This is a genomic window from Pseudonocardia halophobica, from assembly GCF_027922425.1.
GTDB lineage: Bacteria > Actinomycetota > Actinomycetes > Mycobacteriales > Pseudonocardiaceae > Pseudonocardia > Pseudonocardia halophobica.
Genome location: NZ_BSFQ01000011.1, coordinates 1 through 21864 on the forward strand (window position 1 = coordinate 1; position 21864 = coordinate 21864).

Sequence of the window (21864 nt, forward strand, 5' to 3'; positions counted from 1 at the left end):
GTCGAACCCGTCGACCTGGTTGAGCGTCAACAGGTTGCGCGCCGACTTCAGCGGCCCCATCTGCCGCAGCGCCCGGGCCATCGACACCCGCACCGCCGTCCACCCGGCGGCATGCGTGGCCGGCCGCCGCACCCGCAGGCGGGACTCCTCCGCATCGACACGAGCATCGACACGAGCGTCGACACGGGGGGATTCGGGGGTGGTGGACACGGGGAACCTCCGGCGAGCGTGCGAGCCGGTGGGGATCCGGCCTCCCCGAGTCTAGATCGACGCTCAGAGCAGCAGGACGAGCGCGACCACCAGCAGCAGCACGCAGAAGCCGAGGAGCGCGGCGAGCACCACGCCCGGGCGCTCCAACGGCGACCGCACCCGCGTCCAGCCCAGACCCGCGGCGGCCTCGTCGACGATCCGGTGGCCCTCCGTGCCGGGCTGCTCGGGGGCGTCGGGTCGCCGGCCGAAGCCGGTGAGCAGTGAGCGGCGGTCGCCGGCCTCCTCGGGTGCACCGGGCACCGGGACCCGGGTGTCGGTGACCCGGTAGGTGCCGCCGGCCGCGTCGAGCGCGACCCGGTGGGTGAGGGTCTCCGGACGACGGCGGCCGCGCGCCCCGGGCGGGCTGAGCACCTCGGCGACCAGCTCGAACCCGTCGGCGGTGCCGGTGACCGTGTACGGAGTGCCCTTCGCGGCCTTGCGGACGCGGGCGAGCAGGACCGCCGGGTCGTGCGCCATGCCGGGCTCAGGCCGCCGGGGAGGCGCCCGCGCGGCCGCACTCGGCCAGCACGTCGAGCCCGAGGCCGAGCTCCGCGGCCAGCGCGGCGACGGTGAAGAACGCGGGCGTGGGGATCCGGCCGGTCTCGATCTTGCGCAGCGTCTCCGGCGAGATGTCCGCGGCCGCGGCGACGTCGCCGATGCTGCGCTCACCCCGCGCGGCGCGCAGCAGGGCGCCCAGCCGCTCGCCGCGCTCGCGGTCCTCGGGGGTCAGGGGGACGCGGACCATGACGTCATAGTAATACCGGTATAGTTATCGATGTGATCGAGCTGAAGACGCCCGGGGAGATCGATGCGATCGACGCCGCCGGGTCCGTGGTCGCCCGCATCCTCGCCGCGGTCCGCGAGCGGGCGGCGCCCGGTGTCCGGCCGAGCGAGCTGGACGCGCTGGCCTCCGACATGATCGCCGAGGCCGGGGCGGTGTCGAGCTTCCGCGGCTACCACCCGCGCTGGGCGCCGGGGCCGTACCCGGGCGTGCTCTGCGTGAGCGTGAACGATGCGGTGGTCCACGGGATCCCGTCGCGCACGAAGCTCCGCGAGGGCGACCTGCTCAGCGTCGACTTCGCCGTCCACCTCGACGGCTGGTGCGCCGACGCCGCGTTCAGCGTCGTCGTCGGGAACGGGGACCCGGCGTCGGCGGTCGGCTCCGCGAGCTCCGCCTCCAGCGACGAGAAGCTCATCGCGACCACCGAGGCGGCCCTCGAGGCCGGCATCGCCGCCGCCCAGCCGGGCGCGCAGATGGGCGACGTCGGGCACGCGATCGGGCAGGTCGCGCGCGGGGCGGGTTACGGGATGCTGGCCGACCACGGCGGCCACGGCGTCGGGCGGTCGATGCACGAGGAGCCGCACGTGCCCAACGAGGCCAAGCCGCGCCGCGGGCTGAGGTTGCGCCCCGGGCTGGTGATCGCGATCGAGCCGATGCTGCACGCCGGCGGGAAGGACTCCTACCGGCACGACCGGGACGGCTGGACGATCCGCACCGCGGACGGCAGCCGCGCCGCACACGCCGAGCACACCATCGCGATCACCGAGAACGGCCCGCGGATCCTCACCCTGCCCTGACGCGCGGGTCGGGGCGGAGTGCGGCGACCCGGGGTGGGTCAGTCGCGGGTGACGCCGTCGGCGAGCAGGCCGACGCCGATCCCGGCGAGCCAGACGTCCTTCGCGATGCCCAGGCCCTGCTGGCTCGGCCAGATGCTGCCCGGCCGGCGCAGGCCCGGGATCCGGACGTAGAGGCCGAGCAGGCTGCCCGCGAACGCCGTGAGCAGCGCGCCGCCGACCGCCGCCGGGATGAACGGCGTGAGCAGGGCGACGCCGGTGGCGATCTCGCCCGCGGCGAGGGCCTTCACGAACTGCTCCTGCGGGACCCGCTTGAGGAAGGGGTAGGCGGTGGTCGCCATGCCGTACACGCCCGCGGCCTGCTCCGGGCCGGCCTTCCACTTCTCCAGGCCGGAGTGGAGCACGAAACCGCCGCTGCTGATCCGTCCGGGGAGCTCCCGGAGCTTCGCCAACGCCATGCCCGGACGCTAACACAAGTGGGGACCGCTCCCCATTTCGTCGGTTATGGTGTGCGGCGTGACACTGCGCGCCGACGCCGAGCGCAACCGTCGCGCCCTCGTCGCGGCGGCCCGCGCGGTGTTCGGGGAACAGGGGCTGCAGGCGCCGATCGACGAGATCGCCCGTCGCGCCGGGGTCGGCAACGCCACCTTGTACCGGCGCTTCCCCAGCCGTCGGGCGCTGGTCGCGGCGGTGTTCGCGGAACGGCTGGCGGACTTCGCCCGGGCCGCGGAGGAGGCGCTCGCCGAGCCCGACCCGTGGACCGGCTTCCGGGCCTACGTGCTCACGGTGCTGCGCATGCAGGCCGCGGACCGGGGCCTCGCCGACCTGCTCACGCTGAGTGTGCCGGCCGAGCCGGAGCTGGAGGCGTTGCGCGGGCGGGTGGAAGCCGGGCTGGCCGAGCTGGTCGACCGGGCGCAGCGCTCGGGCGACCTGCGGGCCGACGTGACGCCCGAGGACCTGCCGCTGCTGCTCATGGCCAACGCCGGCCTGGTGCACCGCACCGCCGAGGCCGCACCGCACGCGTGGGAACGGCTCGCCGCCTTCCTGCTCGACGGGCTGCGCGCCCCCGCCGCCTCGGCCCCGGCGCCGCCCGGACCCTCCCGGGAGGCCCTGGCGCGGTCGATGCGTGCCGGTGCGGCGCGGCTGGGCTGCGTGGAGTGACGGGTGGCGGACGGTTCGGCCCGGCGACCTGACCGCGCGGTCGGTCCCGCTCTGGTCCGGCGGGTGGCCGTTCGTGCAGGATGCGTGGCGTGTCCGACGTTGCGCAGTTCACCCCGCAGACCACCGAGGCGATCGCCCGGGCCCGCCAGCACTCGCTCGGCGACCTGTTGCGCCGCACCGCGTTGCGCTATCCGGACAAGCTCGCGGTGGTCGCGGGCGAGCGCCGGGCGAGCTTCGCCGAGTTCGACGCCGCCGTGAACCGGTGCGCGAACAACCTGGCCGCGAAGGGCCTGGAGAAGGGCGACCGGCTGGCCCTGCTCTCGCACAACTCGTGGCAGTTCGCCGTGCTCGCGTTCGCCACCGCCCGGCTCGGTGTGGTGCTGGTGCCGGTGAACTTCATGCTCAACGCCGAGGAGATCGCGTTCATCCTCGGGCACTCCGGCGCGAAGGGCATGGTCACCGAGGACGCGCTCGCTCCCACGGCGGAGAAGGCGCTCGCGAGCGCCGGGCTCTCCGGCGGGGTGCGGGGCTGGATCCCGCTGTCGGGCGCGGCTCCGACCGGGGACTGGGAGGACGTCGACGGCTGGATCGACTCCGGCTCCTCCGAGGCTCCCGACGTGCTGGTCGCCGACGACGACCCGCTGCGGCTGATGTACACCTCGGGCACCGAGTCGCGGCCCAAGGGCGTGATGCTGTCGTCGAAGTCGCTGGTCTCCCAGTACGTGTCGTGCATCGTGGACGGCGGGATGAGCGTCGACGACGTCGAGGTCCACACCCTGCCGATGTACCACTGCGCGCAGCTGGACTGCTTCTTCTCCGTCGACGTCTACCTGGGCGCCACCTCGATCATCCTGCCGAGCCCGGAGCCGGCCCGGCTGCTCGAGACGATCGAGCGGGAGAAGGTCAGCAAGCTGTTCTGCCCGCCCACGGTGTGGATCTCGCTGCTGCGCCACCCGGACTTCGACACCCGCAACCTGTCCAGCCTGCGCAAGGGCTACTACGGCGCCTCGGCGATGCCGGTGGAGGTGCTGCGCGAGCTGGCCCGGCGGCTGCCCGACGTGCAGTTCTGGAACTTCTACGGACAGACCGAGATGTCCCCGCTGGCCACGATCCTGCGCCCGCACGAGCAGCTGCCGCACGCCGGCTCGGCCGGGCGGGCGTCGTTGAACGTGGAGACCCGCGTGGTCGACGACAACGACAACGAAGTCCCGCCCGGCGAGGTCGGCGAGATCGTGCACCGCTCCCCGCACGCCGCCTTGGGCTACTACAACGACGAGGAGAAGACCGCGGCCGCGTTCCGGAACGGCTGGTTCCACTCCGGGGACCTGGGCGTGGTCGACGCCAACGGCTACCTCGCCGTCGTCGACCGGAAGAAGGACATGATCAAGACCGGCGGGGAGAACGTCGCCTCCCGCGAGGTCGAGGAGGCCCTCTACCTGCTCGACGGGGTGGCCGAGGTGGCGGTGTTCGGCATCAGCCACCCGCACTGGATCGAGGCGGTGACCGCGGTCGTCGTACCGAAGCAGGGCGTGGAGCTGACCCGCGAGCAGGTCGACACGCACGCCCGCGAGGTCCTCGCCGGGTACAAGCGGCCCAAGTACGTCGTGTTCGCCGAGTCCCTGCCGAAGAACCCCAGCGGCAAGATCCTCAAGAAGGACCTGAGGGTACAGCACGCCGAGCTGGCAAACGAGGTCTAGCGAACGATCGTTCAGCCAGCTAGAACGGAGGCATGCGCAGCGCGGCGGCGGTGATCTGACGTGTACCCGGGAACGTGGGCGAAGGAGCGGCCGGAGCATCCGGCCACGATCATGACCGGCGGTCCGCTGGACGGCCGGGTGCAGACCTACGGCGAGCTGGACGAGCGCTCGATCCGGCTGGCCCGGGTCTTCGCCGAGGCCGGGCTGACCCGGGGCGACCACGTCGCCGTCGTGCTGGAGAACCGGCCGGAGGTCTTCGAGGCCTACTGGGCGGCGGTGCGCTCCGGCCTGATCGTCACCGCCGTGAACAGCCACCTCACGCCCGCCGAGGTCGCGTACATCGTGGACGACTGCGAGGCGCAGGTGCTCGTGGTCTCCGCGAACCTGCCGGGGATCGCCGAGGGCGTCGTCGCGGACACGCCCCGGGTACGCAGGCGGCTCGCCGTCGGTGGTGCGATCCCCGGCCACGAGGACTACGAGGCGGCGCTGGCCGCCGTGTCCGCCGATCCGCTCGACGACGAGCCGGCCGGCATGGACATGCTCTACTCCTCCGGCACCACCGGGCGTCCGAAGGGGATCACCCGGGAGCTGCCGGAACGCCGGGTGGACGAGCCGGGCGACGGGATGCTGGAGATCTTCGCCCCCGTCTACGGCTTCGACCGGGACACCGTCTACTACTCGCCCGCGCCGCAGTACCATTCCGCGCCGCTGCGGTTCGGGTCGATGACCCACGCGGTCGGCGGCACGCTGGTGATCGCGGAGCGGTTCCGGCCGGAGCAGGCGCTCGCGGACATCGAGAAGTACCGGGTCACGCACAGCCAGTGGGTGCCGACGATGTTCGTCCGGCTGCTGAAGCTGGACGACGAGGTCCGCGCACGCTACGACCTGTCCTCGCTGAAGGTCGCGGTGCACGCGGCGGCGCCGTGCCCGGTCGAGGTCAAGCGCAGGATGATCGAGTGGTGGGGCCCGGTGCTCCAGGAGTACTACAGCTCCACCGAGTCCCCCGGGCAGACCCGGATCACGTCCGAGGAGTGGCTGGAGCACCCCGGCTCGGTCGGTCGCGCGACCGTCGGGATCCTGCACATCTGCGGGGAGGACGGCAAGGAGGTCGGCCCGGGCGAGGTCGGCACCGTCTACTTCGAGACCGACCGGCCGCTGTTCGTCTACCACCACGACGAGGACAAGACCGCGGACTCGCGGCACCCGGACCACCCGAACTGGGCCACCACCGGTGACCTCGGGTACGTCGACGAGGACGGCTGGCTCTACCTCACCGACCGCAAGGCGTTCATGATCATTTCGGGCGGGGTGAACATCTACCCGCAGGAGATCGAGGACGCGCTGGCCCTGCACCCCGCGGTGCGGGACGTCGGCGTGATCGGGATCCCGGACGAGGAGATGGGCGAGCAGGTCAAGGCCGTCGTCGAGACCGCCGAGGGTGCGGTGCCCGGCCCGGAGCTCGAGAAGGAGATCCTCGAGTTCGTCCGGGGCCGGATCGCGCACTACAAGTGCCCGCGCTCGGTGGACTTCACCGACTCCCTGCCCCGCACGCCCACCGGCAAGCTCGTCAAGCGGCGGATCGTGGAGCGGTACCGCTGACCTGCTGTGAGTGGCGATAGTCGCTCTGGCGACTATCGCCACTCACGACGGCGGCAGGGGTGGGACCCACTCGCTGAGCAGGTCGGCCAGGTCGTCGAGGCCGGTCAGGGAGAGGTCGCCGCGCAGGCCGCGCAGCGCGGCGGTGCGGGCGCCGGCGGCCCAGCCGGCGGCGAGGCCGGGCTCGGTGTCCTCGACGACCAGACACTCGGCGGGGTCGACGCCGAGGGCCTTGGCCGCGCGGAGGTAGCCCTCCGGGTCCGGCTTGCCCGCGGAGATGTCCCCGCTGGTCACGAGCACCTCCGGCGGCGTGATGCCCGCGGCGCGCAGCCGGACGTCCGTCAGTCTGCGGTCGGCGCTGGTGACGACGGCCCAGGGCAGGCCGAGGACGTCGAGCAGGCCGAGCAGGCGGCGGGCGCCGGGGATCTCGCGGACGTCGTCGAGGTCGGTGTACTGCAGTTCCAGCTGGCGGGCGGCCGCCGCGGCGACGCCCGCCTCGTCCAGGTCGGGCCGGGCCTCGCGGACGGTGGGGGCCGACGGGCGTCCGTGCGCCACCGCCAGCACGGCCTCCGGATCCGCGCCGTACTCCGCCGACCAGGTCCGCCACGCCCGCTCCACCGCGCCGTCGGAGTCGACGAGCGTGCCGTCCATGTCGAACAGCACCGCACGCAGATCGTCCAGGTCCATGCCCGCACGGTATCCGGGGTGGATGCCCAGGCGGGCGGACGTCGAGAAGGAGCTGAGGGTCGGATCCGGCCGCCGCGCGAGCCGTGAGCTCCTGATGATCACGGCTCCAGGCCCTCGAAATAGGGGGAGGGGGTATCGGGTTGGGTCAGCGTGAAGGGAGGCTGCGATGGAGAACGCACTGATCTACCGCCTGGCCGAGGGGAGCCTCGAGGCCGGTCGGCCGCTGGAGGCCCTCGAGCTGCTGGCGCCGCTGGTCGACGAGCTGCGCGACACCGCGGCCGGTGCCCTGCTGCTCGGGCGGGCGTACTACCGGTCCGCGCAGCTGCGCCGGGCCGAGGAGACCTTGGCCCGGGCCGTCGAGCTCGCGCCGAGCGACCCGTACGCCCGGTACCTGCTCGGCCGCACGCTGCAGCGGCAGAGCCGGCACGCCGACGCCCTGCCGCACCTGCGGCTGGCCGCCGCCCAGGACCCCGCCTACGCCGGGGACCGCGACGCCTGTGCCGCGCGCGTGGCGAGCTGATCGTCCCGCACCGAACGAACGGCGCTCCCGCTCACTCTTGGTGAACGAGAGCGCCGTTCGCTCCTCAGTTGGTGATCGGGGCGGCGATCGGGGCCTGAGCCACGTCGGTGTCCTGAGCAGGGGTCTCAGGCGTCGTCGAGCGAGTCGGTCGCGTCCGGGTCGTGGTCGGGGGCACCGTGGTGGTCGGCGCGGGGGCGACCGTCGTGGTGGGGGCGACCGTCGTGGTGGCCGGCGCGGCGGGGGCGACGACCGGGGCGGCGGGGGCGCGGGTGGTCGTGGCGGCGGGCTTGGCGGCGGTGGTGGGCGCGGCCGCCTCCTCCACCACCGGCTCCGGCGGCGGGGCGATCTCGTCCGTGTTGACCGTGTCGCTGGCCTCGGCGGAGCTGGCGCCCCCGAGCAGCGGGATCTCCATGAGCGGGCCCCGGTTGCCCGCGGCGAGGCTGATCCCGACGACCGCGAGGAACACGATGCACACCGCGACCACGCTGTAGACACCGAACTTGATGCCGCGGGTGCGGCGGCCGCGCTCGTCGACGAACACCGGGCGCACCGACGCGATGGCGGCGGTGGCGTCGATCGGCGACTCGGCCGCCAGCTCCGCCCGGCGCCGTGCCGAGATCGCTGTGGTCGCGTCGATCGCGGGCAGGCCGGCGCCGGCCTCCGTCCCCGGGGCGTCCCGGGCCGCCGACATCCCGCCGACCCGGGTCGCGTCGTCGTCCCAGCCGCCGACCCGGGTCGCGTCGTCGTCCCACTGCCCGACCCGCGTGGCGTCCTGGTCCCACCCCGGACCGCCGCCGACCTGCGTCGCGTCCTCGGCCCACGGCGCGGTCCGCCCGGAGCCCGGCCACCCGGGCGAGCCGAGGGGCGGGGCCGGGGAGCCCAGCGGCGCGTCGTCGACGTCGTCGAGGGGACGGCGGGGAGCCGGGACGGAGCGCAGGGCGCGCGTCTCGTCGTCGATCATGGGGTCACGTCCTCCGGGGGAGCGAGGCCCGCGCTCACGTCGCGGATTGTCCGGATGAAGGCGAAGCGGGTCTGTGCGATCCCGCTGCACGCGTAGGACGCGGTGGCGTTGCCGGGGCAATCGCCGTTGTCGCGTCCCACGGACCACAGGCCGACGGCGCCGATGCCGCGGTCCCGGGCGACCCCGGCGACGCCCGCGGCGTCGGCGAGGGTGGTGACCGGACCCGTGTCGGTCCGGCCGAGCATGAGGGTGACGCCGACCCGCGACGGGGCGCGGTCCAGCTGCCCGACGATCGTGTCCGTGGCCCGGAGCATCGCTCCCGACCAGTCGCCCTCGTCGGGGAAGTTCATGACCATCGCGTTGACCCGGGCGTCGACGCCGTGCGCGTCGACGGTGCGGACCAGGTCGAGCGCGGCGGCGGTGAGGCCCTGTGCGGCGTCGTGCACCGGCAGGGTCAGCGTGACGTCGACGCCCGTGAGCAGCGCGAGCGCGCTCGCGACCTTCTCGGCGTCGACCCCCGTCTCCACGTCGACGTCGAGCCGCGTGGCGCCGACGGACGCGAGCGCGGTGCGGTACGCCCCGGCCAGCGTCTCGGGGGTCGGGCAGGCGTTCTCCAGGTAGGTGCCGGTCGCGCCGCCGGTCGCCACCGTGACCTGCTCGAGCGACCGGGCCGCCTCGACCACCACGGGATCGGTGATCGGGGTCTGGCCGCCCCACGAGGGCGTGCAGCGGCCGTCGGCGGACAGCACGAACGCGAGGACCGCCGAGCGGATGCCGGTCTGCGCGACCATGTCCGGCAACGGCGAGGGCCGCAGCGAGACGTCGACGTACGGCAGCACCTCGGGCGCCGCCTTCTGCGGTGCGGTAGCCGGGTCCGCGGTGGGCGCGGCGCACGCGAGCAGCACGGCGCCGAGGGCGAGCGGCAGCGCGAGCAGCGCGACCGGCCGCCACCGCACGCGGGATCGCCGCATCGGCGCGTCCTCCACCGGATGGACCAACAGGGAGCGAGCGACGGCTACTCCGCGCGGCGTCGGGGTGCCGCGCGGGCGCAACCGCCGCGCTAACCGTCCATCGAAAGAGTGACGAGGACCGTTACGGGGTCGAACGACGTGTGACTCTCAGCCCAGTGACTCAACCCCCGGCAGGGGTCAGCCCACCATCTCCGGCACCGACGCCGTCGCGCCGCTCTCCGCGGCCGGGTCCTCCAGCAGCGGGCAGGCGATCCAGCCCTCGGGAATGCCGAAGGCGTCGACCAGCAGCCGGGCGTGCGGGCGCAGCGAGCCGCACAGCTCGTTCACGGCGGCGACGACGCCGCGGGTCTCGGCCGCCGTGAGCCGGCCGTGCTCGAGGTACCAGGCGCGGTCCCGCTCGATCGTCGCGAGCGCGTGCAGGTCGCACACCGTCTCCAGCAGCGCCTTCACCGCCGGGTCGGCGGCCCGCTCGATCCCTGCGACGAACGCGTCGAACACGAGGACGTCGACGTGCGCGCGGGCGGCGTCGAGCAGGTGGTCCTGTGCGGCGTTGAAGATCGTGAACTGGTCGGCGCCCTTCTTCAGCGCCGGGCGCAGCCGCCGCGCGACCCCGGCGAGCAGGTGCTCGGCCCGGTCCGCCAGGAGCCGGCGCTGCTCGGCGCGGTCCCGCGGGTGGAAGCCCCGGCCCGGGAGCCGGTGGGGCAGCTTGTTGACGCCGGTCTTCTCGGCGGCCGCGTCGAGCGCCTGGCCGCCGACGAACCGGGCCAGCCCGAGCGGCGAGAGCTTCTGGACGCTCCTGCCGTAGTCCGCCAGCAGGTTCTTGGCGAGCAGCTGGAGCAGGACGGTGTTGTCGCCCTCGAAGGTGGTGAAGACGTCCGTGTCCGCCTTGAGCTGCGGCAGCAGGTTCTCGGAGAGGTAGCCGGCGCCGCCGCACGCCTCGCGGCAGGTCTGGATGGTGCGGGTGGCGTGCCAGGTACCGATCGCCTTGACGCCCGCGGCCCGGCTCTCCAGATCCCGCTGCGCCTTCTCGTCCGGCTCCGCACCCTGCCGATCGGTCTGGGGCGCCTGCAGCCGGTGCATCTCGGCGACCAGGTCGTCCTGCGCGAACTGCAGCGCGTAGGTGGTGGCCAGCGCCGGCAGCAGCTTCCGCTGGTGGGCGCGGTAGTCGAGGATCGCGGTCTCCTGCCCGGTGCCCGGGTCGGCGAACTGCCGCCGGCGCTCGCCGTAGCGGATCGCCAGGGTCAGCGCCTTCTGGGACGCGCTGCCGGCGCCGCCCGCCACGCTGATCCGCCCGCGGACGAGCGTGCCGAGCATGGTGAAGAAGCGGCGGCCCTCGTTCTCGATCGAGCTGGAGTAGGTGCCGTCCGGCGAGACGTCGGCGAACCGGTTGAGCAGGGCCTCGCGCGGCACCCGCACGGAGCGGAAGGTCAGCCGGCCGTTGTCGACGCCGTTGAGCCCGGCCTTGTGCCCGCAGTCGCCGATCTCGACGCCGGGTGTCGCGGCGCCGGCGTCGTCCCGGATCGGGACGAGGAAGGCGTGCACGCCGTGGGTCTCCCCGCGGGTGACGAGCTGGGCGAACACGACGGCCATGCGGCCGTCGCGCGCCGCGTTGCCGATGTAGTCCTTGCGCGCCCCCGGCTCCGGGGTGTCGATCACGAACTCCTCGGCGACCGGGTCGTAGGTGGCCGTGGTGCGCAGGTGCTGGACGTCCGACCCGTGCCCGGTCTCGGTCATCGCGAAACAGCCGAGCAGCTCGCCGTCCATGATCTGCCGCAGGTACCGCTCGTGGTGCCGCTCGGTGCCGAGCACCTGCACGGCGCCGCCGAACAGGCCCCATTGGACACCGGCCTTGACCAGCAGCGACAGGTCGCCGTAGCCGAGGGCCTGGAAGGCGGTGACGACGCCGCCGACGTCCCCCTTGCCGCCGTACTCGGGTGAGAACCCGGTGTGCGGCTGGCCGGTCTCGGCGAGCTCGCGCACCAGCTCCAGGATCTTGGCACGGTACTCCTCGGTCGACAGGTCCGGGTCGGCCGGGCGGAACCGGGACATCTGCTCCCGGACCGAGCTCCGGACGTCGGCCCAGCGGCCGTCGAGCGTCGTGCGGAGCGCGTCCACGGACGGGGTCATGCGGTGCCTCCTGCTGTGCTGGTGCTCGCGTCGCGAGCTGCAGTCGGTGTGGTCGCCAGGCCGGCGAGCCCGGACCAGGCGAGGTCGGTGAGACGGGCGGTGAGCTCGTCGCGGGTGGTGCCGGTGGGGCGGGCGAGCCAGTCGTCCGCGGCCCCGCGGACCATGCCGACGAGCGCGTGCCCCCAGGTGCGCGCGGCGGGGGCGCCGGGCAGGTGGGTCTCGATCACCGCGGCCACCTGGTCGCCGATCACGGTGACCAGGTCGGTGACGGGGTCGGCACCGGCGACGGCGGCGCCGAGGAGCGGGCGGTGTACCACGAACCGGTACACCTCGCGGTCGGACTCGATGAGCCGGAGGTAGGCGTCGATCCCCGCGGCGACGGCGGCGTGCGGGCCCGCGCCCTCGGCCAGTGCCCGGTCGGTGGCGCGCCGGATCTGCCCCGTGAGCACGCGCGCGACCGCCTCGCACACCGCGGCGTACAGCCCCGTGCGGTCCCGGAAGTGCCGGTAGACCGCGGTCTTCGAGGTGCCCGCGGCGGCGGCGATCTCGTCCATCCCCACGCCGGCCCCGTGCTGCCGGATCGCCGCGACGGTGGTACCGACGAGCTCGGCACGACGCTGCTCGCGGTGGGCGTCCCACCGGGAGTCGCGCCGGTCACGGGTCGGATCGAGGGTCGGCTCCGCGAGCTTCGCCTCCGGCTTCATGGAACCGACGGTACCCGGTACTGTGAGTTCTGGCTACTCGCGGGTAATACCGATACCACCGCGACCACCGCAGGGCTCATCCGCACAGGAGGGAACGCCATGCAGTCCACACCGCGGCGCGCCGCCGTCATCGGGGGCAACCGGATCCCGTTCGCGCGCGCCAACGGGCGCTACGCCCGTGCGTCCAACCTCGACATGCTCACGACCACGCTCGACGGCCTGGTGGCCCGGTTCGGGCTGGCCGGCGAGCGGCTGGGCGAGGTGGTCGCCGGTGCCGTGCTCAAGCACTCGCGCGACTTCAACCTCACCCGCGAGGCGGTGCTCGGCTCGCGGCTCGCGCCGTCCACCCCGGCCTACGACGTCCAGCAGGCCTGCGGGACGGGCCTGGAGGCCGCGATCCTGGTGGCGAACAAGATCGCGCTGGGTCAGATCGAGAGCGGGGTCGCAGGCGGGGTCGACACGGCGAGCGACGCGCCGATCGCCGTGAACGAGGACCTGCGCAAGGTGCTCGTCGCGATCAACGGCGCGAAGACGGTGCAGCAGCGGCTGAAGCTGCTGGCCAAGCTCCGGCCGGGACAGATCGTGCCGGACATCCCGCGCAACTCCGAGCCGCGCACCGGCCTGTCCATGGGCGAGCACGCGGCGATCACCGCGAAGGAGTGGGGCGTCTCGCGCGAGGCGCAGGACGAGCTGGCGGCCGCCAGCCACCGCAACCTCGCCGCCGCCTACGAGCGCGGCTTCCTCGACGACCTCGTCACCCCGTACCTGGGCCTGACCCGCGACGACAACCTCCGCCCGGACTCGTCGGTCGAGAAGCTGGCGAAGCTCGGGCCGGTGTTCGGGAAGCAGCTCGGCGACGAGGCCACCATGACCGCGGGCAACTCGACCCCGCTGACGGACGGCGCCGCGCTGGCCCTGCTCGGTTCGGACGAGTGGGCGGCCGAGCACAAGCTGCCGGTGCTGGCCCACTTCGTCGACGCCGAGACCGCCGCCGTGGACTACGTGCACGGGCGCGACGGGCTGCTCACCGCCCCCGTCTACGCCGTGCCGCGGCTGCTCGAGCGCAACGGCCTCACCCTGCAGGACTTCGACTTCTACGAGATCCACGAGGCCTTCGCCTCCACGGTGCTCGCCACCCTCAAGGCCTGGGAGGACGTCGAGTTCGCCAAGGACCGGCTCGGCCTCGACGCCCCGCTCGGGCCGATCGACCGATCGCGGCTCAACGTCACGGGCTCGTCGCTCGCGGCCGGGCACCCGTTCGCCGCGACCGGCGGCCGGATCGTCGCCACGCTGGCGAAGCTGGTGCACGAGAAGGGCACCGGCGAGGGCGGGCGGAAGGCCCGGGGCCTGATCTCGATCTGCGCCGCCGGCGGCCAGGGCGTGGTCGCGATCCTGGAGGCGGCGTGACGAGCACCGACGACGCACTCACTCCCGCGGAGGAGACATGAGCACGGACCGATTTCGCGACCTGTCCAACACCGCGCTCGCCGGGCGGCTCGGGGTCCCGCGGGTACCGCTGCTGCGCCGTTACGAGCCCGGTCAGGCGCTCCTGCCCGGACCCGCGCTCGTCACCTCGGTCGGTGCCGGTCGCTTCGCGAAGCCGATCGCCGCGCTGGTCGAGGAGTCCGGCCAGCACGTGGTCGACGAGGTGGGGGACCAGAAGCTCGCCGCGGTCGTCGTCGACCTGACGGCGGCCGTCGCGCTCGACGACCTCGCCGCGGCCCGGGCGATCCTCACCCCGGCCGTGCGGAAGCTGGCCCCGTCCGGGCGGCTGCTGCTGCTCGGCCCGGAGCCGGCGGAGGCGTCGGCGAGGTCCGGCGTCGAGGCCGCCGCCACCGCCCAGGCGCTCGACGGCCTGGTCCGCACCATCGCCAAGGAGCTGCGGGCGGGCGCGACCGCGAACCTGCTGGTCGTGGCGGCCGACGCGCCGCCCGCAGCCGTCGACAGCTCGGTGCGGTTCTTCCTGTCCGCCCGCTCGGCCTACGTCGACGGGCAGGTCGTCCGGGTCGGGGTGCCGGTCGGCTCGCCGCGGGACCCGGCCGCGATGGACAGCCCGACGGCGCCGGAGAAGCCGTTGGCCGGGCGCGTCGCCGTGGTCACGGGCGCGGCCCGCGGCATCGGCGCGGCGATCGCCGACACCCTCGCCCGCGACGGGGCCACGCTCGTCGTCGTCGACGTCCCGGCGGCCGGGGAGAACCTGGCGAAGGTGGCCAACCGGACCGGCGGCACGGCGCTGCAGCTCGACATCACCGCCGTCGACGCCCCGGAGCGGCTGGTCGCCCACCTGACGCAGCGCCACGGCCGGGTGGACCTGCTGGTGCACAACGCCGGCATCACCCGGGACAAGTTGCTGGCCAACATGGACCCGGACCGCTGGAACGCGGTGCTGAACGTGAACCTGCGCGCCCAGCTGCGGATCACCGAGGCGCTGCTGGCCGACGGCACGCTGCTGCAGGACGGCTCCCGGATCGTCTGCGTGTCCTCGCAGAGCGGCATCGGGGGCAACCGCGGGCAGGCGAACTACGTGGCGTCCAAGGCCGGGATCATCGGCATGGTGCGCGCGCTCGCCCCGGTCGTCGCGGAGCGGGGGGTGACGATCAACGCGGTCGCGCCCGGCTTCATCGAGACCGAGATGACCGCGAGGATGCCCGTCGGCACCCGGGAGGCCGGGCGGCGGGTCAACTCGCTGCGCCAGGGTGGTCTGCCGGTCGACGTCGCCGAGACGATCGGCTGGCTGGGCCAGGCCGAGTCCGGCGGGGTCAACGGGCACGTCGTGCGGGTGTGCGGCCAGTCGATGCTGGGGGCGTGATGATCGGCCTGTACGCGAAGGCGGCCGTCGGCGCGGTCCTGCCCGGGCGCGCGCGGTCGTTGCCGGGGACCGTCCTCGAGCGGTCGGTCACGCCGGAGGTCGGGCACCTCGCGGACTACGCGCGGGTGTGCGGGTTCCCGCTCGGCGACCGGCTGCCGCCCACGTTCCCGCACGTCCTGGCGTTCCCGCTGCAGATCGAGCTGATGGCCGCGCGGTCCTTCCCGTTGCCGCTGCCGGGGCTCGTGCACGTCGCGAACCGGATCACGGTGCACCGGGCGGTCGCGCTCGGCGAGCAGCTCGACCTCCGGGTGCGGGCCGAGCGGTTCGCCGCGCACCCGCGTGGGGCGCAGGTGGACCTGGTGGCCGAGGTGTCGGTCGGCGGCGACCGGGTCTGGGACGGGCGCAGCACCTACCTGGCCCGCGGCGCGCAGGCCCCGACCGGGCTCGCGGGCGAGCTGCCCGACCTGCCCGAGGTCGACGGTCCCGCCGCGGCGGTCTGGCGGGTGCCGGCGGACACCGGCCGGCGCTACGCCGCGGTCAGCGGGGACGTGAACCCGATCCACCTGAACCCGGTCACGGCCAAGGCCTTCGGGTTCCCGCGGGCGATCGCCCACGGGATGTGGACGGCGGCGCGGGCCCTCGCCGCACTGCAGGGCCGGATCCCCGACGCCGCGACCTACGAGGTCGGCTTCCGCAAGCCGCTCCTCCTGCCGTCGACCGTGGAGCTGGTGACCGAGCAGGCGAAGGAGGGCTGGGACCTGGCCGTCCGCAACCGGAAGGGCGCGGTGCACCTGGTCGGGACGGTCCGCTAACCGAGGAGCGGGAGCAGCGCCTCCGGGACCTCGACGTGCGCGTTGTGACCGAGGCCCGGGAGGTCGACGGGCGCCGGGACGAGTGCGGCCAGCTGGTCCGCCGTGACCATCGGATCGTGCTCGCCCCGGGCCAGCACCACCGGCACCGGGGCGGCGGCCAGCAGGGCCGCCATCTGCGGATCCCCGACGCCGAAGGCCCTCGGGTCGAGGGCGGTCCGCCAGTTCTCGCCGGTCCGGACGACCGCGCCGTCGAGCGCGGGGTCGGCCGGGTCGACCAGGCCGTCGAGCCCGGCGACGCGCAGGTGCCGGGCCACGGCCTCCTCGCGGGTGCCGAACTCCGCCGGGGCGCGGGCGGCCAGCGCGGCGGCGCGGGCCAGCTCGTCGGCCGTCCACACCACCTTGATCCCCAGCCCGACCACCGCGCGCACGCCGGGCCGACCCGCGAGGTGCAGGGCGACGACGCCGCCGAACGAGTGGCCGAGCACGACCGTCCCCGCGGGGTCGACCAGCGGGGCCACCGCCTCCGCGACGGCCGCGAACGTGTACTCGGGCAGCGGCGCGGACCGGCCGTGGCCGGGCAGGTCCGGCGCGACCCACGCCCGGTCGCCGAGGGCGCCGGCCATCCCGTCCCACACCCGGCCGGTCGCCCCGAGCCCGTGCAGCAGCAGCACGGCGGGCCCACGGGTGCCGCCGCGCCTGACCTCCAGCTCCGTCATGTCCCCCAGCATGGCCGACACCCGTTCGGCCTAGACTCCGCCCATGGCGGACCGTCTGCGGCCCGGCGGCTTCGTGCTGGGGCTGCCGCTCCGGCTGCTGCTCAGCGTCGCGGTGGTCCTCGCGAACTTCGGCGGGGCGGCCGTGGTGTTCGTGCTCGCCGCGTGGGTCGTGCCGGACGGGCGGGTCGCCGACCCCGGGCAGGTCCGGCTCGTCAACATCGCGGTGTTCGCGGGGTACCTGGTCGTCGTCACGCCGGTGGGGCTGGCCGTCGGGCGGGCGCTGTTCCGGCTCCGCGGCCGCGGCGCCCGCGTCGACCCGGCTCGGCGCGCGCGGCGCCTCGTGCTCTACGGCCCGCTGCGGCTCGTGGTGGTGCTGGCCTTCCTCTGGGCCGGCGCCGTGGTGCTGTTCGGGCTGCTCAACCTGCAGTTCTCCGCCCGGCTCGCCTTCTCGGTCGCGGCCACGATCACCATCGGCGGGATCGCCACCTGCTCGCTGTCCTACCTGCTGGGCGAGCGGATCCTGCGCGGGCCGGCGTCCGTGGTGCTGGCCGGGGTGCCGCCGCGCAGCCGGGCGCTCCCGGGCGTGCTGCTGCGGCCCATCCTGTTCTGGGCGCTCGGCACGGCGGTCCCGGTGTTCGGCCTGCTCCTGGCCGGGACCACGGCCCTGGTGTTCCAGGACGTCACCGTCGACCGGCTGGCCGTGATGATCCTCGGCATCGGCGGCGCCGCGCTCTTCGCCGGGCTGCTCACCACCATCGGCTCCGCCCGGTCCACCGCGGACCCGGTGATCGCGGTGCGGCGCGCGATGCAGCGGGTGGAGAAGGGCGAGCTCGACGTCTCCGTCCCCGTCTACGACCACACCGAGCTCGGCCGGCTGCAGGCCGGGTTCAACACGATGGTCGAGGGCCTGCGGGAGCGGGAGCGGATCCGGGACCTGTTCGGCCGGCACGTCGGGCAGGACGTCGCCCGCGCCGCCGCCGCGTCCGACGACGCCGAGCTCGGCGGCGAGGTCCGTCGGGTCGCGGTGCTGTTCGTCGACCTCGTCGGCTCCACCGCGATGGCCACGGAGCGGCCGCCCGCCGAGGTCGTCGGGGTGCTCAACGGGTTCTTCGCGGTCGTCGTCGGCGTGGTGGAGGAGCACGGCGGCTGGATCAACAAGTTCGAGGGCGACGCCGCGCTGGCCGTGTTCGGCGCGCCGGTGACCATCGACGACCCGGCCGGCTGCGCCCTGGCGGCCGCGCGGAAGCTGCGCGAGCGGCTCGCGGACGAGATGCCGGAGCTCGCGGCGGGGATCGGCGTGTCCGCGGGCGACGCCGTCGCGGGAAACGTCGGCGACCCGCGGCGCTACGAGTACACGGTGATCGGCGACCCGGTGAACGAGGCCGCGCGGCTCACCGATCTCGCCAAGTCCCGCGGCGGGATCGCGGCGTCGGGCGCGGCGGTCGCCCTCGCCGACCCCGAGGAGGCACGCCGCTGGGAGCTCGGCGAGCCCGTGGTGTTGCGCGGGCGCGGCGTGCCCACGGACATCGCCGTCCCGCGTTCCCGCAGCTCGAAGGCGGTCGTGAGTGCCGACTGCCCCTCTAGGGGCAGTCGGCACTCACGGGGCTGGGTGTGGTGCGGGCCCCGGGCGACAGTAGGGCCCGCACCACACGGGAGCCGACCGGCATCACCGGGCGGAGCTCAGGGCCGGCACCGTCCGTCGCACCCCACCGGAGGCGAAGGGCTCGGATTCTGGCCGGACTGCGATCGGATCGGCCGTTCAGCTGCAGACGTTGACGGTCGGATGCTGGGGTACTTCGGGGATCGGCCCGTTGTTGACGCCGCCCTTGACGTTCGTTGCGCTGACCCAGCCCGTCCGGCCGTTCGGAAGGACGATGCAGACCCACCAGTAGTTGAAGACCTTGTTGTTGTTCTGGCTGACGTCCTGGCCGGTGCACTGGCAGAGCGCCTCGACCTTGCCCTTCTGGATGGTCTGGATGATGTTCGGTCCACGCGTGCTGACGCCGGTGCGAACGTTGGTGTCGGCATTGATGATCTGGACAGTCACGGTGCGCGGTGGCGCAGTCCTGGCGGTCGCCTCGGGTGCACTCATCGGATCCTCCTTCGAGGTGTTGCGCGTCGACTCGCGACGACGCGTGATCACTCGGACTCGGTGGATCCCGCATCTGCCGAGGACCTCTCGTCGAGCCTCGCCAGCGCGGTCTGCAGGGCGGCGGCCAGCTCGAGCCAGCCGTGGAACGCCCACTGCCCTCGGTCGTCGCCGAGCACACCGGTGATGGGGCCGGCTGCTGATGAGACCTCGAGCCAGAGGGTCCGCGGGGCCGAGGACGATCGCCTCGGCGACGGCTGCGTTCCCTGATCCACGCATCCAGGTTCGGGCCGCCGGGGATCGGCGGCTACGGCGCGCCGCCCGAAGGATCGGCCGAAGTGTTAGCGCTGCGGGAGCCGAAGGCCGCCGACAGGTCCTCGCGGGAGGTGATCGCGAGCTTCGCGTACACGTTGGACAGGTGCATCTCGACGGTGCGCAGGGTGACGAAGAGCGCCTGGGCGATCTGCTTGTTGGTCATGCCCGCGGCGGCCTGCTCGGCGACCCGGCGCTCGCTCGCCGTGAGCGCGTCCGCTCCGGTCGCGACTCGTCGGCGGGGTCGGGCGCCGGCGGCCCGTAGCTCGTCGACCGCACGGTCTGCCAGGGGGACGGCTCCGCACCGGTGGGCGAGGTCGAGCCCCTCGCGGAGGACGTCGCAGGCATCCGTCCGGGAGCCGCGGCGGCGCAGGGCGGCGCCGAGGTCGACGAGCGCCTCGGCCCGCCAGAGCAGCCCCGGGGAGGAGCGCAGCGTGGCCACCGACCGTTGCAGCAGGTCGAGTCCCTCCGGGCCGCCGGTCACGAGCCCTGACTCGCGCAGTGCGGCGCCGACCGCTCGGGACGAGCCTGCCTGCGAGGCGACGCGGAGGGTCTGCTCCGCCAGGGCGCCGGCGCCGCGGACGTCGCCCAGGGCCCTGCGCACCGATACCAGCGCGAGCGGAGCCTCGAAAGTGATCAACGGCGAGAGGCCGCGGAACACGCTACTGCGACGCTGGAGTTCCTCGAGGTCGGCGCGGGCCGCCTGGAGATCCCCGGTGGTCGCATGAAGTCGGGCGCGAGCGAGCAGGATCAGCCCCATCGGCAGGATCCGTGGCAACTCCCCGTCGAGGTCGTGTTCGGCGAGCACGGCTCCGGCCTCTGCCGTCCGCCCCGAGTCGGTCAGAGCGCGAACCAGGGGGATGGACCATGACGCGGCGCGCACGCGGGTGTTCGGGGTCGCCGCGTCCAACGCCGCACGGCCGTCGACCTCGGCTCCGCGCAGGTCGCCGCGGGCATGCCGCACCAGGCCCCGCAGCCACGACACCCCTGCGATGCCGAAGGGCGAGCCCATGGTCTGAGCGCGCCCGAGCGCTCGGGTGAGGATCTGCTCTGCCGTGTCGAAGCGCTCGGCCTCGATCAGGCACACGGTGATGTTCAACCGCCAGAAGTTGACCCGGTGAGTGGTGATCGCGGGGTGGGCGGCCGCGCGCTCGGCCACCTCGCCCACGAGTTGCAGGCGCTCGCCGCGAGCCAGCAGCCGTCGTGCGGCGAAGGACAGCAGCAAGCACTCCGCCGGGGTCTGACCGGGCAGGTCCCCGTACTTGTCGGCCTCGTCCTCGAACCGTGTCGGGTGGTCGGGGTTGAACAGCAGTGCACCGAGGCGGGCGGCCTGCAGTTGCAGTGCCAGCTCCCGGTCGAGGTCGGCGACTTCGCGTGCCGATCGCTCGTAGAGCTCCAGCTGCGACCGCTGCCGCGCGGGGTCGGACTGCGTGTCGACCGCGAGCTCGATCAGGGCGCGGGCCCGGACGACCGGGTCGTCGGTCGCGATCGCAGCCTGGAGCAGGTGGTCGCGCGCGGTGAGCCGACCGAGCTCGTGCTCGGCGTGGCCGAGCTCGAACCGGATCGACGGCCCTTCCCGTTCCTCCGGTGGCTCGTCCAACGCCCTCTGCAGCAGCACGGCCGCCGTGTCGGGGGCGCCGCCGGCCAGTGCGAGCCGCGCCGCCTCCCGCAGGGCCGACACGACGCCGGGGTCGCCGGTCGGCCGGGTGTCGAGGAGGTGCACGGCCACCTGTTCGGGATCGGCCTGCTGGTCGGCCAGGAGCCGGGCCGCGCGAGCGTGCAGCTCGGAGCGCTGCGCCGTCGGTATGTCGTCGTAGATCGCGGCTCGGACGATCGGGTGGACGAAGCGGAGCGGATCGCCGCGCTCGAGGACGGCCAGCGAGACCAGCTCGTCGGCGAGCTCCTGCGTGAGGCGCGGTGTGAGTCCGGCGAGCCGAGCGCATGTGGGCAGGTGTGCCTGCTCACCCAGGACGGCCACGGCGCGGGCGAGCGCGGGCGCGGACTCGCCGAGCAGGCCGACCCGGAGGAGCAGCGCCGCTGCTATCCGGTCCGGGCCGAGGCGGCGGATCACGTCAGGTTCGATCTCGTCTGCCGCCCGGCCCTCGCGCCGGATCTCCCCGAGCAGCTCGGTCAACAGGAAGGGATTGCCGCCGGTCGCCTCCTCGCAGGCGACGGACAGGACGGCCGCGGCCTCGTGACCGAGGGCCGCGGCGACGAGGTGCTCGATGGCCGCGGCCTGCAACGGGCGCGGCCTGAGCACCGGGCTGCGCGCCTCAAGCAGCAGCGGGCGGAGTTCGGGTCGTCGGCGCTCGGTGCCGGTCCGGGCGGCCAGTGCGACCAGCACGGGCATCCCGGCCAACCGGTGCGCGAGGTGGACGAGGAACCGGACCGACGGCTCGTCGGCCCAGTGCACGTCGTCGACCGAGAGCACGAGCGGCGCGCGCTCGGCCAGGTTCGCGACCAGCCAGTAGAGGCCGTGCAGGATCGCGTGGGCGGTGGCGCCGTCGTCCTGGTCCGGAGTGACCGGAGCGAAGACCGGTTCGGCCAGACGCGCGGCGCCGGCCAGCAGCTCCTCGCGCCGGGCACCCCGGTCCGAGGCGAGCGGAACCTCGAGCAACTGGCGGACGATCCCGAACCGCACCCCTTGCTCGACCTCGCCGCCGCGCGCGGTCACCACGGTGAACTCCCGGGCGCGCGCCCTCCGGCGCAGCTCCGCGAGGAGCCGGGACTTGCCGATCCCGGGTGGCCCCTCGATCAGCAGCACCTCACCGTCGTCGTCCACGGTGGCCGCCAGCGACCGGTCGAGGTCGGCGATGTCCGCCTCGCGGTCCAGCAGCGCGCTCTGCGAAGCGCGCGTGGACGACCGAGGCTCACTCAC

The 21864-nt window shown here is 74.2% G+C and carries 20 protein-coding genes; 9 read left to right on the forward strand and 11 right to left on the reverse strand.

Annotation, left to right across the window (positions count from 1 at the left end; all coding sequences use genetic code 11):
- The 3 genes from PKE99_RS14875 to PKE99_RS14885 form a co-directional block, all read right to left on the reverse strand.
- A partial coding sequence (locus PKE99_RS14875; RefSeq protein ID WP_156067532.1) for a hypothetical protein occupies nucleotides 1-210 on the reverse strand: 210 nt, incomplete at its 3' end.
- 63 nt (nucleotides 211-273) lie between these two features.
- On the reverse strand, nucleotides 274-726 hold the full coding sequence (locus tag PKE99_RS14880) for a hypothetical protein (protein WP_037045174.1): 453 nt from the start codon (nucleotides 724-726) through the stop codon (nucleotides 274-276).
- Between the two features lie 7 nt (nucleotides 727-733).
- A complete protein-coding gene (locus tag PKE99_RS14885) occupies nucleotides 734-994 on the reverse strand; it encodes a helix-turn-helix domain-containing protein (RefSeq protein ID WP_037045175.1) in 261 nt (86 codons plus the stop codon).
- Nucleotides 995-1026: 32 nt separating this feature from the next.
- Here PKE99_RS14885 and map point away from each other — a divergent pair, with 32 nt between their 5' ends.
- Nucleotides 1027-1827, forward strand: a complete 801-nt coding sequence (gene map, locus PKE99_RS14890; protein WP_037045176.1) for a type I methionyl aminopeptidase — start codon at nucleotides 1027-1029, stop codon at nucleotides 1825-1827.
- A gap of 38 nt (nucleotides 1828-1865) precedes the next feature.
- On the opposite strand, the gene PKE99_RS14895 is transcribed toward map, so the two are convergent.
- Entirely contained in the window at nucleotides 1866-2282 is a 417-nt protein-coding gene (locus PKE99_RS14895) for a DoxX family membrane protein (protein ID WP_037045177.1), read from the reverse strand.
- A 58-nt stretch (nucleotides 2283-2340) separates the two neighbouring features.
- On the opposite strand from PKE99_RS14895, the gene PKE99_RS14900 reads away from it, so the two are divergent.
- The 3 genes from PKE99_RS14900 (at nucleotide 2341) to PKE99_RS14910 (ending at nucleotide 6281) form a co-directional block, all read left to right on the forward strand.
- On the forward strand, nucleotides 2341-2985 hold the full coding sequence (locus PKE99_RS14900; protein WP_197040600.1) for a TetR/AcrR family transcriptional regulator: 645 nt from the start codon (nucleotides 2341-2343) through the stop codon (nucleotides 2983-2985).
- 89 nt (nucleotides 2986-3074) lie between these two features.
- Nucleotides 3075-4682: an acyl-CoA synthetase gene (locus PKE99_RS14905; RefSeq protein WP_231498188.1), complete on the forward strand. Its 1608-nt coding sequence runs from the start codon at nucleotides 3075-3077 to the stop codon at nucleotides 4680-4682.
- A 60-nt stretch (nucleotides 4683-4742) separates the two neighbouring features.
- A complete protein-coding gene (locus PKE99_RS14910; protein ID WP_037045180.1) occupies nucleotides 4743-6281 on the forward strand; it encodes an acyl-CoA synthetase in 1539 nt (512 codons plus the stop codon).
- Between the two features lie 42 nt (nucleotides 6282-6323).
- On the opposite strand, the gene PKE99_RS14915 is transcribed toward PKE99_RS14910, so the two are convergent.
- Nucleotides 6324-6965: an HAD-IA family hydrolase gene (locus PKE99_RS14915; RefSeq protein WP_037045181.1), complete on the reverse strand. Its 642-nt coding sequence runs from the start codon at nucleotides 6963-6965 to the stop codon at nucleotides 6324-6326.
- A 166-nt stretch (nucleotides 6966-7131) separates the two neighbouring features.
- Between PKE99_RS14915 and PKE99_RS14920 the strand changes: the two genes are divergently transcribed.
- Nucleotides 7132-7485: a tetratricopeptide repeat protein gene (locus PKE99_RS14920; RefSeq protein WP_051737336.1), complete on the forward strand. Its 354-nt coding sequence runs from the start codon at nucleotides 7132-7134 to the stop codon at nucleotides 7483-7485.
- 64 nt (nucleotides 7486-7549) lie between these two features.
- Here the strand turns inward: PKE99_RS14920 and PKE99_RS14925 are convergent, their stop codons facing one another.
- From PKE99_RS14925 to PKE99_RS14940, 4 genes are all read right to left on the reverse strand, one after another.
- Nucleotides 7550-8446: a hypothetical protein gene (locus tag PKE99_RS14925; RefSeq protein WP_037045183.1), complete on the reverse strand. Its 897-nt coding sequence runs from the start codon at nucleotides 8444-8446 to the stop codon at nucleotides 7550-7552.
- Nucleotides 8443-9417 carry a glycoside hydrolase family 18 protein gene (locus PKE99_RS14930; protein ID WP_063739748.1) on the reverse strand — a complete coding sequence of 325 codons (975 nt, stop codon included), beginning with the start codon at nucleotides 9415-9417 and terminating at the stop codon, nucleotides 8443-8445. The genes PKE99_RS14925 and PKE99_RS14930 overlap by 4 nt, the downstream gene beginning before the upstream one ends.
- Nucleotides 9418-9594: 177 nt before the next feature.
- Nucleotides 9595-11544 (reverse strand): acyl-CoA dehydrogenase family protein, encoded by a 1950-nt coding sequence (locus tag PKE99_RS14935; protein ID WP_051737338.1) that lies wholly within the window; start codon nucleotides 11542-11544, stop codon nucleotides 9595-9597.
- Complete coding sequence (locus PKE99_RS14940) at nucleotides 11541-12248, reverse strand: TetR family transcriptional regulator (protein ID WP_051737339.1); 708 nt, start codon at nucleotides 12246-12248, stop codon at nucleotides 11541-11543. Before PKE99_RS14940 ends, PKE99_RS14935 begins: the two co-directional genes overlap by 4 nt.
- A 99-nt stretch (nucleotides 12249-12347) precedes the next feature.
- On the opposite strand from PKE99_RS14940, the gene PKE99_RS14945 reads away from it, so the two are divergent.
- Genes PKE99_RS14945 through PKE99_RS14955 form a run of 3 tightly spaced genes read left to right on the forward strand, consistent with a single transcriptional unit; the run spans nucleotide 12348 to nucleotide 15869 of the window.
- On the forward strand, nucleotides 12348-13655 hold the full coding sequence (locus PKE99_RS14945) for an acetyl-CoA C-acetyltransferase (protein ID WP_037045185.1): 1308 nt from the start codon (nucleotides 12348-12350) through the stop codon (nucleotides 13653-13655).
- A 37-nt stretch (nucleotides 13656-13692) separates the two neighbouring features.
- A complete protein-coding gene (locus PKE99_RS14950; RefSeq protein ID WP_051737340.1) occupies nucleotides 13693-15057 on the forward strand; it encodes a 3-oxoacyl-ACP reductase in 1365 nt (454 codons plus the stop codon).
- Nucleotides 15057-15869: a MaoC/PaaZ C-terminal domain-containing protein gene (locus PKE99_RS14955; RefSeq protein WP_037045381.1), complete on the forward strand. Its 813-nt coding sequence runs from the start codon at nucleotides 15057-15059 to the stop codon at nucleotides 15867-15869. The genes PKE99_RS14950 and PKE99_RS14955 overlap by 1 nt, the downstream gene beginning before the upstream one ends.
- Here the strand turns inward: PKE99_RS14955 and PKE99_RS14960 are convergent.
- Nucleotides 15866-16585, reverse strand: coding sequence for an alpha/beta fold hydrolase (locus PKE99_RS14960; RefSeq protein WP_037045382.1), 720 nt, complete (start codon nucleotides 16583-16585; stop codon nucleotides 15866-15868). The genes PKE99_RS14955 and PKE99_RS14960 overlap by 4 nt on opposite strands.
- 43 nt (nucleotides 16586-16628) lie before the next feature.
- Here PKE99_RS14960 and PKE99_RS14965 point away from each other — a divergent pair, with 43 nt between their 5' ends.
- The gene (locus PKE99_RS14965; protein WP_271214882.1) at nucleotides 16629-18944 is read left to right on the forward strand and encodes an adenylate/guanylate cyclase domain-containing protein; all 2316 of its coding nucleotides are present in this window, start codon (nucleotides 16629-16631) and stop codon (nucleotides 18942-18944) included.
- Between the two features lie 37 nt (nucleotides 18945-18981).
- On the opposite strand, the gene PKE99_RS14970 is transcribed toward PKE99_RS14965, so the two are convergent.
- Nucleotides 18982-21864: a helix-turn-helix transcriptional regulator gene (locus PKE99_RS14970; protein WP_037045189.1), complete on the reverse strand. Its 2883-nt coding sequence runs from the start codon at nucleotides 21862-21864 to the stop codon at nucleotides 18982-18984.

Bases quoted from the DNA above. Each gene is read 5' to 3' on its own strand.
- PKE99_RS14880 (WP_037045174.1), bottom strand. From the start codon at position 726: ATGGCGCACGACCCGGCGGTCCTGCTCGCCCGCGTCCGCAAGGCCGCG.
- PKE99_RS14885 (WP_037045175.1), bottom strand. From the start codon at position 994: ATGGTCCGCGTCCCCCTGACCCCCGAGGACCGCGAGCGCGGCGAGCGG.
- PKE99_RS14895 (WP_037045177.1), bottom strand. From the start codon at position 2,282: ATGGCGTTGGCGAAGCTCCGGGAGCTCCCCGGACGGATCAGCAGCGGC.
- PKE99_RS14915 (WP_037045181.1), bottom strand. From the start codon at position 6,965: ATGGACCTGGACGATCTGCGTGCGGTGCTGTTCGACATGGACGGCACG.
- PKE99_RS14920 (WP_051737336.1), top strand. From the start codon at position 7,132: ATGGAGAACGCACTGATCTACCGCCTGGCCGAGGGGAGCCTCGAGGCC.
- PKE99_RS14925 (WP_037045183.1), bottom strand. From the start codon at position 8,446: ATGATCGACGACGAGACGCGCGCCCTGCGCTCCGTCCCGGCTCCCCGC.
- PKE99_RS14930 (WP_063739748.1), bottom strand. From the start codon at position 9,417: ATGCGGCGATCCCGCGTGCGGTGGCGGCCGGTCGCGCTGCTCGCGCTG.
- PKE99_RS14935 (WP_051737338.1), bottom strand. From the start codon at position 11,544: ATGACCCCGTCCGTGGACGCGCTCCGCACGACGCTCGACGGCCGCTGG.
- PKE99_RS14940 (WP_051737339.1), bottom strand. From the start codon at position 12,248: ATGAAGCCGGAGGCGAAGCTCGCGGAGCCGACCCTCGATCCGACCCGT.
- PKE99_RS14945 (WP_037045185.1), top strand. From the start codon at position 12,348: ATGCAGTCCACACCGCGGCGCGCCGCCGTCATCGGGGGCAACCGGATC.
- PKE99_RS14950 (WP_051737340.1), top strand. From the start codon at position 13,693: ATGAGCACGGACCGATTTCGCGACCTGTCCAACACCGCGCTCGCCGGG.
- PKE99_RS14955 (WP_037045381.1), top strand. From the start codon at position 15,057: ATGATCGGCCTGTACGCGAAGGCGGCCGTCGGCGCGGTCCTGCCCGGG.
- PKE99_RS14960 (WP_037045382.1), bottom strand. From the start codon at position 16,585: ATGACGGAGCTGGAGGTCAGGCGCGGCGGCACCCGTGGGCCCGCCGTG.
- PKE99_RS14965 (WP_271214882.1), top strand. From the start codon at position 16,629: ATGGCGGACCGTCTGCGGCCCGGCGGCTTCGTGCTGGGGCTGCCGCTC.